Origin of the sequence: Furfurilactobacillus milii (assembly GCF_009864005.1) — a bacterium.
In the GTDB taxonomy this organism is placed as follows: Bacteria; Bacillota; Bacilli; order Lactobacillales; family Lactobacillaceae; genus Furfurilactobacillus; species Furfurilactobacillus rossiae_B.
Window position 1 is genome coordinate 342,790 of the sequence record NZ_WEZQ01000001.1, and the last position, 15,309, is coordinate 358,098.

Consider the following 15,309-nt stretch of genomic DNA (forward strand, 5'->3'; position numbering starts at 1 on the left):
CACCAAAAAGACTAAATTCGATTAATTTCGGATTTAGCCTTTTTTGTCGTTCTTGATGACCGTCAATTATCTATGACGCAATCCCACCTATACTGAATACATCATCAAACGAAAAGGGGTTACGTTATGAAATTTCAACGCTGGATTCAGCACCATACGAACCAAATTACAGGGATAACAGCAGGTTTGATCATCCTCGGTTTTATTGGCCGCTTCACGGGTCAAACATGGTTAGACACATCGGCTTTTATCCTTGCTTCAATCATTGCGGCTACGCCGATTATCATCAGAGCTTGGGAAGCACTGAGAGTTAAAACGATCAGTATTGAATTATTGGTGAGCATCGCGGTCATTGGTGCGTTTGTCATTCGGGAATTTGATGAATCCGCAATTGTGACTTTTCTATTCTTATTTGGCACGTTCCTGGAAGAAAAAACGTTAGCGCGAACGCGAAAATCAATCAAGTCACTCACTGAAATGGCTCCAACGACTGCGCAGGTTCTCCAAGCGGATGGTAGTACAGAAGAAACGGATGTCGATTTTGTTGACGAAGGTGACGTAGTGCTGGTCAAAACAGGTGCACAGGTGCCGGTGGATGGCAAAATTATCAGCGGCAGTGGTTACTTGAATGAGGCCAGTGTCACGGGTGAATCAAAATTGGTTACTAAGCATCCAGGTGAATTGGTCTATTCCGGAACGATGGTCGATAACGGGACCATTCAGGTTGAAGCAACTAAAGTCGGTGACGATACCACGTTTGCCAAAATTATCGAATTGGTTGAAGATGCGCAGGATACCAAATCCCATGTAGAGAAGTTTATTGACCGCTTTTCCACGTATTACACGCCTGCTGTGTTGATTCTTGCACTGCTAGTGGGGGTATTTTTCCGTGACTTCAAACTGGCAATTACAGTACTGGTTCTTGGCTGCCCTGGTGCACTTGTGATTGGTGCGCCCGTTTCAAACGTCGCTGGCATCGGCAATGGCGCCAAGAATGGTGTCCTAATCAAAGGTGGCGAAGTGGTCGATACGTTTAGCAAGGTTGACACTCTGGTGTTTGATAAAACAGGTACGTTGACGAAGGGCAAAACCGAAGTTGCCAGTATTCAAACGTATGGGGATGACCACGCTTTGTCATATGCCGCCGCGATGGAGCACGAGTCGGATCATCCACTTGGCCGTGCAATCGTGAATTATGTAACTGACCACGCTTTGCCGACGACTGGTATAACTGTCAACGCAATCAATACGAATAAGGGCCAGGGGATGGTAGCTGAGGTTAACGATCATCACGTTGCGGTTGGCAATCAAACATTAATGAACGCTGAAAATGTTGCCTTGAACAACGATCAGCAACAAACATTAACCGTAATTCAACATCAAGGTAGTTCAACAGTTTTAGTTGCCGTTGATGGCAGGCTGCAGGCCATTATCGGTATTGCAGATGTTATTCGTGATGGCGTTAAAGAAGATCTCCGCCAGCTCAAGACGATGGGCATCAAACAGCTCGTGATGCTGACGGGGGATAACGCGTTAACGGCACAAGCGGTTGGTAGCCAGCTTGGTATGGATGAGATCCACGCAAACCTGTTGCCTGAAGATAAAGTGACGTTCGTTAAACAGCTGCAGAAAGAGAACCACACGGTGGCATTTGTTGGGGATGGCATCAACGATAGCCCGTCAATTGCGACGGCTGACATTGGCATCGCAATGGGTAGCGGCACTGATGTAGCAGTTGAAACATCTGATATCGTGTTAATGCAGTCGTCGTTTAGCGAACTGATCCACGCTTATGGCTTAGCTAAAAAGACGGTTCGGAATACGCGTGAAAATATTATTATTGCGATTGGTACAGTGGTGTTTTTACTAATTGGTCTAGTCTTTGGCTATATCTACATGGCCAGTGGCATGTTCGTTCACGAGGCCAGCATTCTTGTAGTCGTTTTCAATGCGATGCGGCTAATTCGTTACGCACCCAAGTCAACGGTTTTCATGGAAGAAAAGACTAAAACGATTAAATCACCAATCATGAATAATTAGTTTGGCAAACTTGATGAGGATCAATTCTTAATTGGTGTCAGCTAGTTAAACTAGTGGTAATCAAACAAATACGGAGGCTATCGAAATGAGTAAAGCAATTATGCAATTAGACGCATTATCATGCCCATCATGTATGCAAAAGATTCAGAGCGCTTTGGAAAAGCAAAACGGTGTGGCAGATGTGAAGGTACTGTTCAACGCTGCCAAAGTAAAAACAAACTTTGATGAAAGTGTTGTTAGTGCAGATGTACTGACAGAAGTTGTCACCAAGCTAGGTTATGAAGTTCAGGGCGTAAAGGTTAAGCAGGCTCAATAGCAGAAAATGGCATCGTTAAAAATGACGAATTGAGGAAAAATACTATGACAACAAGCGTGGAAGAGCGTTATCAGGCAGAGCTAAAGCAATCAGATGTCGACCATCACACCCCAACAGCCGGGGCAATGACAGGTCATATTGTTGCCAATCTGGTCGTACTTGCGAATAAGTTACAGCAAGCAAAGTGGTACGTGAAGGGACCAGAACGGTTAGCCCTAAAGCAAATGTTTGATCAATTGTTAACCACAGTCAGACGACAACGTGATGAATTAGGTGATCGATTATTGGCAGAAGGTGAGGTTGTGCCCAGTACCACCAAGGCATTTACGGAATACACAATGTTGACAGAAGCTGGTCAGAACAAGTATCAAACAGCTGACTGGTTGGTTAACGATTTCGTACATGATTATGATACAAGTAATCTGTTTGTGACCCGGGCCATTAAGCTGGCAGAAAAGGAAGATCGACCAGCACTAGCACAATTTCTAACAGCGCTGCTGGCCGAAAACTTACAAACAATCGTCGAATTGCAAGCGTTCTTGGGCAATGATGCAAGAATTGGTCTAGATGACGATGATGAAGACTAGCGTAGTAAAACCGAAAGATCGTTACAAAGTGGTTAAACAACTTTGTAACGATCTTTTTTGTTGTGATTAAACGTTAGTGGCTAAACCGAAATCACGATGCAACCATTTATTTAAAAGATTGTTTGTAACTATAAATAAAAATATATAAATATTAGAGTCGCTTACAACCCTGCTACATTGCGGATTACACAAAGTCCACGATGACAACAATTTCGCAAATTAATTGTCTTAATTACCTTGTATTTAAGCTTTAAAAGAACTACGGTGTACCTAAAGTGGCACACTTTTTAATGCTATTTTAATGTTTTTGATGATTCACAGGGGGCGCTTTTAAGTGATCAAAGCAGAAAACAAACGTGTCAATATTACGGTTACACCAACGGAATGGACGCAGCTAAAACAGTTAAGAGCTGAAAAAAGTCTGTCAGTGTCTAAATTAGTTGCGCATTTAGTTAATAAAGCCGCAAAAAGTTAAATGAACTAGTGTATCAAATCTTGGTTTTGAGAGAGAACGAAGAATGGCGGTTAATTTGCGGAGGCATTTATGCTAAAGAGTAAGTTTCAGCATATGGGTGAAAAAGAACATTACAAAATGTACAAAGCTGGCAAGATGTGGATATTTGCTAATTTGTTGGTGCTGAGCCTTGGAACAATAATAGCTGGTGCTTCGGTCACAAACGTTGAGGCGGACACAACTGACGTTTCAACCAGTTCAGTAACCACGGCATCTGACAATACAAATAGTACTGTAAAGAAAGACACTCAATCCGTAACTGTACAAACGAATGTTTCAAGCTCAGCTGCTAAGGCGACAAGTACCGAGCCAATTGCGAATTCTGCAAACTTCTCTGCGGCTACAAGTCAAAATGGTAAAACTGACTCACTAGCTCAATCTGCGGTCAGCTCTGACATAAATAAAATGGAAACCAGTCAGTCGGTATCGTTGGGTTCTAACTCAGCCACATCTGTACAAAAAAATGACGCACAGTCCAATTCAGCAAAAGTTAGCGCAGAAAAGACAGCCACGTCTGCATTTACTGACACGTCGAGCTCTGAAACTAATACCTCGAATAGTCAAATAGTTTCGCAGGCCGCAATTAGCGCCACGCCAGTATTAAACCAACAAAGTACTCATTCTCAGGATGTCGCCAATGGCAGTATTCAGAAGAATGCTCACTCAACTAATTCGATAAATTCGACCGTAGAAAAAGCTGTTTCCTTTACACAAATGGCGTCAACGAATGCCTCAACGGCCAGTCAACCGAGTTCATTACCAGTTAGCAACGCGGTCTCTACAAATGCCGCACAGGCTCAGCAAACTACAGCCACCAGTTCTGCCGATACTCAAGTTGAGCTAGCATCACAGGCTAGCGATGCCATCGATGTATCTCAGTTTACCAACGGTACTCAGATTACGACGCAGTCGGATGGAACTGTAATTGTCAGCTTGCCTGCGGATACATCAGTAACTGACATTCTTCGAGCAAAACGAATTTTAACTGCAGCCCACGTGACCAAAGCCGAGATTACTGCTATCGATGCCGCCGTAAATGCGGATTATCAAACAGGTGTTGACGACGCTAAAGATGACCTAACAGCTTCTGATCCATTTAGCGCGTTCAAGGCTGGCTCCAAACTCGACATTTTTAATATCATGGGGAATGTCACTGGTGTTGATGGGCTGGAAGAAGAGCTTAATGCGCTAACAGTCAATCCAGATGGAACAGTCCCGAGTTCAGATACTGAGGCAAAGACTGATATTGATGCGTGGGTCAATCAACAATTATCGCCACTGAAACTGAACTTAGCTACCTTTATCGCTAATGGGAAAAAGTTTACCAAATTAGGTTTGGGGCAAACCCTAGGCACGGCCAGCTCAGACACCCAAAATGGCTATGTCGACACTATTAAGGCCTACTTAAAGGGCCAGTTAACAGCAGAAGCCTATTACCTGTGGTTACTCAAAACAGCTGACAATACACCAAACACGCACTATTTTGGCTATGCTGGTGATCGTGAAGCGACACCATTTGAAACCGTCAGTACCCAACTCAGAACGGCTGAAAATTTGGATTCGAATTATACCAGCGTTCAACAGACAATGTATAAAGGCGGTTTTGAATCAGCCATCGCCTGGATGGTAGCCAGTCAGTCATCAATTGATAACACATTGACGAATCTCGGTAAACCAACTGCCGTTACTGTAAAAAACAGCCTTCTTAAAGATGGCTATCTTCCATCGGTCAGCGGTTTGTCAACAACCGATACGCTGACGGGTGGTAACTTTAATTTTGGGACTGATGATTTTTCAAACAACACCTTTGCTTCCAAACAATATATTCAAGCACAGGCTGTTAATATCAACACTAGGAACTTCAATTCACTGGAGATTGAGTTGATTAAGGCCACGGCCGGTGACTTCTATGACAGTTTACGTGTGATGGTTGGCGACGCTTTTAAACAGGCGACTAACGACGCGTTAGCAGGCAAATCAGTTGCTTTAGACAGCAGTTCAGGTGCTAGCTCAGACGTATTAAAAACTATCGTTCAGAACATGCCTGCACAGTACCAAGACGCTGGACAGGATCCCATAGATAGTAACCGTGTTGGACTGTATGTTTATGCATATTTAGTTGCCAAAGCCTATTTGACCGGCTACCGTAGTGGTCTTGACGGCAGTGGTCCCTCAGGCAATGGTAATACAGCAATCAATGCGACCGGCGACGTCAAAGTGCCATCGCCGCTGGATTTGGCTATTTATTCTGTTCTAACTGGTAAATCTGAAACATATGATGTAGCAGATAGTTCAACGAATCCAACAGTCACATCAGATTTCCAACAGCCTAGTGATGTAGATGGCAGTGATAGTAGCGCTAATGCTGACTGGTTCGGGGATGTCACTAACTCAGATATGTATGACATTGCTTGGGCGGTAGCCAATCAGGCTAAGACTGACTTTTTGGCTGATATTCAGTTGAAGGTTAACCAAGGCGATGTCAGCAACTTTAATGACATCACGAAGGTTTTGCCAACGGCTACAAGTCATGGCATGTTGTCGGATGCTCAGTATGCTTATTATCAGACACATTCTTATGTTTACTACAAGGTTTTTCAGGCTCTGTATAATATGTATTTCATGAAGGAAGATAGCCAGGGAAAACCGACTAATGTCATTGAAGATGCTGTTAAGGACGCCGATGAGTATGTAAAACAGAATGGTGATTCACATTATGGTCATCCAACCGCAGAGAATATCGATCAAGCTCAGTCGACGTATCCTGATTTAAAAGCCACAATTAACAGTTCAGCAAACGTAACATTAAACGGCGATGTGACATATACATCACCCTATTCAGGTGATGATGCCAGTACCACATCTGGTTTGAAAAAATTGACACCAAATGCGGATTCATTGGTTACTGCTGCTGAACTAGGGAATGCCGATACATCTGCTACTAAGACGATTCAAAATGCGATCGATTATGCCTTCGTGCATGAAGAGTCAATGGCGATTCCGGCATATGAAGCTGGTTATGCAGCCGTTCAAACGCATTTAAATGTAACGCCGAAGGATGCCGATCCTAAATCGGCTTTGGCAGACCCAACCAGTGATAGTTTTACGTTTGAAAATACTAGCACGGTTACAGACACGTTGACACCAGTATTATCTGTGCAAAACCCTGATAAAAGTTCTGTATGGACAGTTAATTACAGCAATTCTGACGGTACGTCAACAGTAGTGACGATTCAACGTGCAGTTCCGAACAGTAGTCAAACTGTTGGAGACATTCTTTCCATGCGGGTCAATGTAACGGATAAAAATGGGTCAAGTTTGTTTGATAAAACGTTTACGGCTACGAAGGGCAACACTGTGCTTCCTTCTGTTACTGGCTCTTACGTCAGCGTGCAACTCAACGATAATGTTAAAAACGATAACCAAAAACAGACGACAATCACTGTTGCATACGATAACGCGGGACATTTAAATTACACCTTTGTCCGTGATGCCAAAAATACAGTTACCACCACAGTCACAACTACCGGATCAACCGGTGTGACGACTCAAGATGGCACTATTAGTGGCAAAATGTATCAAGCTGGCTGGGATTATCGTAAGTCATTTATTAGCGAAATCACCATTAAACAACAGGTTTCCAATACAGCTTACAAAGATAGTAAAACTGGCAGCAATAAATTAACTGCCGATCAGATTTATGCTGGTTTCTTCCAGAGTGAAGATAAAGACGGCAAGCAAGTTCAAAATAGTTCGGTTCAACTAGATCCAAGTAATAACGTTAACTCAGATTATGGAACATATGCGCCACATACCATTAACAACTTGGATGGCTCTAAAGTAGTTATCACACTTCATGTTAATGGTGATGTTGATTATGACATCTTTGATTTGGCCAATAATGAAACTAAAGGCACGCTGAAGGCTGGAACTGCCACAATTACGATTACTAATAAGGATCAAGGTGCGAACGATGTTAAACCGTCGACCGTTACAATTTCAAGAACCTCAAACGATGCCATTACAGTTAGCGAAACTGGTGTTTTAGCACTAATGCAAAATGTCTTGAACGTAAAGAATGATGCAACTTCTGCTAGTGCAGAAATTACGATGGGAAAGAATGTTGTACCATCTTTTACTTCGACTACGATTGTGACACCCGTTAGTGCTTTGCACACGGGAGTTATCTTTGCGAAAGATACGTCATTTGGTACAAATGGCATTTTGAGCACGTATGATACAACAGGCAAAACTAATGATAACGGCTTGGAATATCAGGGCAGTGTTGCTAATGCAAGTTCAACAGACAACGCTCAGGATTATGGGACTGTTCAAAATACGACGACCACTATTCAATACGTTGCCGATAACGCGATTAATTCTGGTACCGGAACGACAGCTTTGATTGATACCACCACTACTACTCCCAGTATCACGATTTCTTTGGGACAAAATAGTGCTGGTGTTGTTCAATCGACATCATCATTTGCTACCAGTGGCGTCATTACTAGCAAGGATGATCCAACAGGAAAGGCTGTAAATGTTGGCACTGAAATTTTTGATTGGAATAATCTTATTGGTCAAAAACTGCCAGCCGGTTGGACTTACGATGATACAAAGAAGACGTTAACTTATGTACCAACAGACGCTGCCGGAAAAGCCGCGCTGTTAGCTGCAATAATAACCGGCACATACAAGGTTAATTGGTCTGGTGCAACAGATGCTACGGCACCAGCTTTAGTAGATCAGTATCATGATGTTATGAACTTAGCAATCAACGCGGAGGTTAAAAGTGAAAATAGTCTGACTAAGACCATTGATACCTCGGATAAGGCACAGGTAAATACTGATTATCAGTACACGTTTAGCAATGCTGATATTGTGGCGGCCACTCAGGCTAAAGATCCGAATGGTTTAGTGACGATGTTCCTTAAAAACCTTGCAGGTGACAATGGAAAAACGTATACCGGTACGATGAATGGCCTAGCGCTTCCAAACGGCGTCAGTTCAGTAACGTTAAACGCCGATGGTTCAGTAACTGTCACTTACGATCCAGACAAGGCAACTGCTAACTATGATGCAGCAACTAATACCAACCTAATTCAGTTGGTATTACCCTTAACTGTTGATTCTAATGGTAAGTTTGCAGTTGACTCCTCAGACTCGACTGGCAAGACGCCATTAACTAATTTGACCTTGAAAATGAATATGACCGCTGATGTAACTGTGGCATATCAGGCCGCCGCTGGTGGGGCTGATACGACTGTTGGCTCGACCAATGTTAAATACGCGGCAGCTGGAACGAACTTACAACCGAAATTTACTGAAGTGGCATCTGTTTTAGGTAGCAAATATACGGTTTCTGTGCCGGCGACTATCCAAACAAGTGATACGAACAACTATCAGGGCGCAACTTACAAATTGATTAATAATACTGCAACAAATGATCCTACCGCAGTTGAGTTGACTGGTATACAAACGAAATTTGGCGATAATGACCGTACCTATCTGTATGCTAAAACATACGGTACTGAATGGAAGGTAACACAAAATGCGCCAACGCTTACCGATACTGCGGCTAATGTGGCAAATGGGGTGTCGACAACCATCGACTTAGGTAGCGCGGCCAAGGGCTTTGATGCTAAAACACTAACGTTTGCGGCTGATCCAATGAACAACGGGAACGTGATTGCTACAGCAACTCTATCTGGAACGACTTTAACGATTACGTATCAGCCGAAGACGCCATCGGATAGGGCACAGTTACTCAACTTTTTACAGGATGCCTATCAAGATGGGTTCGGTTTAGACGGTTGGTTAACAGATAAGGCGTCAGATGGAACAATCAAAAATGCATTGTACGTTAAAACACTGACATCACCACTCAAACTAGTCAACTTTACACAGAAGGCCACGATTAACGTTTCGAAGAGCGGTGAAGGTTACGATGCATCTGCGCACACGTATACGTTTGATGTGCCTGAAAACACACTAAGCGCAGCCGAATTAGCAGTGCTAACTTCAACTGGACGGTTAACGTTAACGAGTAGTTCATCAGCCAGTGACATTGCTAAAGGCTATACGACTTCAAATGCGGCCAATTGGAAGAATATCAGCGGTCTAACGTTGACATTGAATCCAAATGGAACAGCACACATCGTCGCCACACTTGCACCAGTTGCGACAGACTCAAATATTCAAAATGCGGCCATTCTTTTTAACGGATCAGCTGATGGGACGGACACTACCGCGAATGGGATTCATTTAGTGCTGACACTAACTAACGATTTGACTCAGAAGAGTTCAGGCTTGCCTGATTCGTTAAAGCCTACGTATACAGCACAAACAAATAATGCCATTGGCGGAGCTGTAACGGCAGATAGTCCTGCTGTAGCTGGGTTTAAAGTAACGGGTGCAACAGATCAAAACGGCGTGGCTTTGACGATCACCAAAAATGCGGATGGCAGCGCCAGCTACACCAGTGGCAAGACTGATTTTGGTTCTATCTCTGGGGCGTTTAAGGCAGATCAAATTACGTGGACCTATGAACAAGCTGAAATTGACGGATCTTTGGGTAACCAGACTAAGGTTTATGGTAGTGCTGATCCAAGCAACCCTTATGGTGTTACTTTGCCAAGCTGGTTAACTGCGCCAAAGTGGGTCTCTGACGATTTTGAAAGAGATAATGACACTTCGGAAGATGCTGGTGATCATGCAATTAAACTTAGCGCAAAAGGAATTGCAGCTTTGCAGGCCGCAAATACGAACTTTACAATTAGTGCTAAAACATTGAGCAAACTGACTGATGGTAAATTGACAATCACGGCAGTTGGTGTGACTGCAACAGCCAAAAGCGCAGGTCGGAAGTTCAACAGTCAGTCCATTGAAAGTAATCATAAGGATGCAGCGGGTAAGGATTATTTGCCAACGGCCAGCTTTACCAGTACGGGTGTAACACCACCAGTTAACACCAACCTATTACGTGATTTAGACTTTTTAGCAGATACTGCAACGGCTACTAACCCATTGGCCGATTTACAATTTACTGCTGATGAGGTGTTCTGGTTTAACGATAAAGATGCATCCAAAACACCGATTGATTTGGCCACAACGTCACATGCTGGCCAATATGATTGGCGTTTGAATGCTAAGGGTATTCAGGCAGTCAAGGATCATATTGGTAAAAATTACACCATGACTGATGCACAATTAGCAGCAATCGGTGGTAGTTATACAATTTCTCAAGCTGATGCGACAGGAACTGCAAACAGTGCCACACGTGCGTACGATGGACAAAGCTTTGCCCAAAATGACAATAATAGTGATGGAAAGTCGTTTGCACCAACAATTAATTTTGATTCGGATAGCGGTCTGACGCCATGGACTGTACCGGCAGGCGATTATGTATTTAAAGATGGGTCTGGAACGATCGTAGCGACTACTGACTTGAAAAATGCTGGCAAATATACCTGGTCGTTAACAAAAGATGGGCTGAAGGCTTTCTACGACGACCTTGGTAGTCGGGATGGCACTGAGGCTGACACCAACTACACCGTTAATGCTGGCTCTGTATTGAGTGGAACATACGAAATCACACCTGTTGCCATTACCATTAAGGCACCGACATTATCGAAGACATATGATGGTAATGCCTATACATCAACGGATGACAATGGCATAACGGATACTGCGACGGTTACAGGACTGCCGACTGCAGGTGAAACACCCGCCTATACTTTGACTGACATCAGTAATGATAAGAACGCGGGAACGTACACGTTGAACGTAACGCCAACGACAGGTGCAACCGTTAATGACAATTACACGATAACGGTCGTTGCAGGAAGTTTAGTCATTTCCAAACGGCCATTGACGACTGCTACAACGAATACACCGACCAATCCGGCTAATCCAACAGCCCCCGAAAAAAATACGCCAGCCAAGACTACGCCACAGTCGCAGACGAGTTTGACGATTATTGGTCAAAGTAAAGTTTATGACAACAATGCTGGTACTGATCCAGTTAAGTTTACTGTTCAAGCACCAAGTAATTACAAAGATTTTGTTATCCCGACACTAACAGCCGCGGACTTCGATGTTTCTGGCATAACGAGTCAAAATGTTGGCCGTTATATCGTTAAATTAAATGCCACCGGATTGAAAGCGATTCAAGATCTTAACAAGAATTACGCGGTTACCGCAGATGATATTCAGAATGCGTTGTATGTCATCACGCCTCGTCCAGTGAAAATAACGGCTACCGATGCATCTAAAAATTATGGTGATAGTGATCCTGTATTGGGTGCAACTATAAGCGGAGTAACCGGCAATGCTGATTCTGGGCTAGTCAAAGGTGACAAACTTGATTACACAGTTGCTAGGGACAAAGGTGAAACGCCAGGTAATTATCAAATTACGGTGACGAACGGTAAAGGTAATGCCAATGCTAATTATTTAATTACGGATGAGACAGGTACGCTGTCTGTTTTGACCGGTATAACAATTAAGTATGTTGATCAGAATGGCAATGAAGTGTCCGGGTTGCCGGCAAAGCAGGTCTCTGGACAAAAAGTTCAAAGTACGGTTTCTATCAAACATCCTACTGTTGATAATTATCTAGTAGACGATAATCAACCGACTACGTATACAGTAACAACAGGTACCAGTCAGGTCGTTATAGTAAAGTACCGACAACAGACTTCTGTCACAGTTCATTACTACGTTAAGGGAACAACGACTAAGGTTGCTGATGATTCAACAGTAACAGGTGGCGTGGGCACATCATATACTAGCCAGGCACAAACATTGACTGGCTACACACTGGTTGACACGCCAGCGAATGCCACTGGCACATTAGCTGCATCTAATAACGATGTCGATTACTACTACACAACTAATTACACGGCCGTTCCAGTCGACAAAAACGGCAATAAGATTCCGAATGCGCCGACGCCGACGGGGACAGGCACACCGGGCAATCCAATTAGTCCAAAGGGTGGTTTGCCACAGATCCCCGGCTACACGCTCACAACAACGCCGAACGTGCCGGATAAGCCTGGCAATGTAAATGTGGTTTATACACCACAGACGGAAACTGTCGAAGTCAATTACTATATTCAGGGCACGACAACGCCTGTCACTAATTCAATCACGTTGTCTGGTCCGTTTGGTAGCAACTACCAGTCAACACCGGCAACCGTCAGTGGCTATAAGTTAGTTGTGACGCCAGCCAATGCTAGCGGTACGTACGGGATAACGAATGGCGCAGTGAACTACTATTATGAGCTCATTGTGACAGTTGTGCCGAAGACACCGGATGGTAAGCCGGTTCCTGGAACCACACCGTCGCAACAGCCTGGAATTCCGGGTCAAACGATTTCAAACGTGCCTCAAATTCCTGGCTACAAGGTTACACTTGTACCAAAGGTGCCGGGTCAACCAGGCACGGTGGAAGTCATTTATACGCCGATTGCCACACCTGGTCAGGCATCACAACAGCCAGTGAGAACACCGACTGTCACACCAGAAGTAAAGCAACCAATATCAAGTCAAACGATTTTGACACCAGCGCATGCAACAACGCCAGTTTCGACTCGTTTGATTCAGCAAACAACTGCGACACAGCAAGCGACTGTTAAGAAGGTGCCCGCACAACGGGCTTCAGAAGGTCATGCTACGGCGCACGCAACTGCGACACATCAGGCAAAGGTTTTGCCACACACGGGTGAGCGAAGTTCGTTTGCGCTGGTTGTCGCTGGGTTGAGTATGATAGCGATAGGTTTCATTTTCCTCGGCGTTCGTAAGTATCATCGATCATAAGAAAACAACAGCACAGATTAGGTATTAGCTTTGCAAAGGAGAAAGACACTATCTTCCGTAATAGGAGGTTAGTGTCTTTTTTTTATTGAAAGTGGTCGGCAGATGGTTAGAATGATGTGTAACAATGTCATCAGTCAGAGAAGCTAAGGCAATGACAAACGAAGGGGATGCATCAGTGTGAAAATTTTAGTAACGGGTTTTGACCCGTTTGGTACGGATAAAATCAATCCAGCAATCGAAGCCGTGAAACAATTGCCGGCACAAATTGCGGGTGCCGATATTGTGAAACTAGAGATTCCGACGGTGTTTGATCGTTGTGCAACGGTTGTCCGGAACGCCATCGAGCATGAGCACCCGGATTATGTTTTAAATATTGGTCAGGCTGGCGGTCGGGCCGCTATCACACCGGAGCGAGTTGCCATTAATTTTGATGACGGCCGGATTGCGGACAACGAGGGCTTTCAACCGATCAACCGAACAATTCAAGATGATGGTGCGACGGCTTATTTCACTCAGTTACCGGTTAAGGCAATGGCACGCGCTATTCGTAAAGCCGGCGTGCCAAGCGCGGTGTCGACAACGGCAGGGACGTACGTTTGCAATCACATCATGTATCAGGTGCAGTACATGCGAGATAAACAATTTCCCACATTGAAGGCAGGATTCATGCACATTCCGTTTCTGCCTGAGCAGGTTGTGAACCGTCCAAGCGTGCCATCGTTGTCATTGGCTGATGATGTACGTGGCATCACGGCCGCAATTGAGGCAATGGTTGCTTACGATGGTCAGGCAGATATTGAGAGTATTGAGGGAACAATTGCGTAAAATTCTTATGTGTGGCGACAAGGAATTGAAAAATATTGGCCTGTTCAATTAAGTTTGAGATTAAGAATTGTATTGTGCCGCAAGTGGACTAAAATAAATTTCTGGAGAGAGTTAAACGAAAATTATCAGACGGTTGGTACAGGATTGATGAAAACTTTAAAGAGCATTGTAAGTGTGATTACGGCGTTGCTGATTGGGGTAATCGTGGCGGTCGTGATTAAGGCGACATTATTTCAGTTTGCTTATGTTGCAGGTCCATCGATGCAACCTAATTTAGAGGACCGCGAACGAGTGGCAATGTTTAACCGAGCTCCGATTCGCCACAACTCTGTGATTATTTTTGATGCGCAGGGTGAAGATCCTAACGCCACTTCACACATCGATTATGTCAAACGGGTAATCGGTATGCCGTAGGACACAGTTGAAAGCAAGAATGGTGTCCTGTATGTGAACAACCGTAAGATCAATCAGAGTTACATTGGTGCGACAGAGCGCAACCAGGGAACTGGTAACTGGACCTTGTCATCGCTGGCCGAGCAACATGATTGGCGAGTAAAGTCGTCAAAGGTTCCGAAGGGGATGTACTTTGTCTTGGGCGATCATCGTTCTGTTTCTAATGACAGTCGTTACTGGGGCTTTGTACAGCAAAAGAAAGTTGCTGGCGTCGTTAAAGTACCATTTTGGACAAGCACGGCAAGCAAACGATTTAATGTTAATCAGGCGTACAAAACATGGACAGCAGACAAGTAAATTTGCTTTGTAACGTTGAAAACAACAGCGGTGTTTAAAAAGTATTCGTCATTCGAACCTCATGGTTTGATATGACGAATACTTTTTAGGAGCCGGTTGTAGTCACTGTGTGTCGAGGCTGTAGAATTAATTTAAATCGAAATCAATCGCACATATAATGAAAGAAGTTGTCGGTTTGACTTCGTGCGATATTTTTTTGAACAAAACGCTTGACCGATGTTCGACTTGTTGATATAGTATTACTTGCTGCTGCGAGAGGTCGTCAAGTTGCTAAACGGATTTCAAAAAAATGTTTAATTTCTTGCTTGACCGATTAAAAACAGCATGTTATACTAATTAAGTTGTCGCATGACAGCGATGTAGATCTTTGAAAACTGAACAACGTTTCGACGAATCAAATGTGTAGGGTCTTTGAACGAAAGTTCGAAGCAATTACAATTGTGAAGTCAATTCACTTT

At 43.9% G+C, this 15,309-nt stretch carries 6 protein-coding genes and 1 pseudogene; all 7 read left to right on the forward strand.

Annotation, left to right across the window (positions count from 1 at the left end):
- The first annotated feature begins 126 nt into the window (after positions 1-126).
- The 7 genes and pseudogenes from GB993_RS01500 (at position 127) to lepB (ending at position 14,851) form a co-directional block, all read left to right on the forward strand.
- Positions 127-2,040 carry a heavy metal translocating P-type ATPase gene (locus GB993_RS01500; protein WP_161002806.1) on the forward strand — a complete coding sequence of 638 codons (1,914 nt, stop codon included), beginning with the start codon at positions 127-129 and terminating at the stop codon, positions 2,038-2,040.
- Between the two features lie 85 nt (positions 2,041-2,125).
- Positions 2,126-2,356, forward strand: a complete 231-nt coding sequence (locus GB993_RS01505; RefSeq protein ID WP_161002807.1) for a heavy-metal-associated domain-containing protein — start codon at positions 2,126-2,128, stop codon at positions 2,354-2,356.
- 44 nt (positions 2,357-2,400) lie between these two features.
- A complete protein-coding gene (locus tag GB993_RS01510) occupies positions 2,401-2,943 on the forward strand; it encodes a Dps family protein (protein WP_161002808.1) in 543 nt (180 codons plus the stop codon).
- Positions 2,944-3,277: 334 nt separating this feature from the next.
- A complete protein-coding gene (locus tag GB993_RS01515) occupies positions 3,278-3,418 on the forward strand; it encodes a hypothetical protein (RefSeq protein WP_161002809.1) in 141 nt (46 codons plus the stop codon).
- A gap of 69 nt (positions 3,419-3,487) precedes the next feature.
- Positions 3,488-13,276, forward strand: a complete 9,789-nt coding sequence (locus GB993_RS01520) for an MBG domain-containing protein (RefSeq protein ID WP_161002810.1) — start codon at positions 3,488-3,490, stop codon at positions 13,274-13,276.
- 177 nt (positions 13,277-13,453) lie between these two features.
- A complete protein-coding gene (pcp, locus tag GB993_RS01525; RefSeq protein ID WP_161002811.1) occupies positions 13,454-14,101 on the forward strand; it encodes a pyroglutamyl-peptidase I in 648 nt (215 codons plus the stop codon).
- 147 nt (positions 14,102-14,248) lie between these two features.
- Positions 14,249-14,851: pseudogene (gene lepB, locus GB993_RS01530) on the forward strand (signal peptidase I).
- Positions 14,852-15,309: the final 458 nt, after the last annotated feature.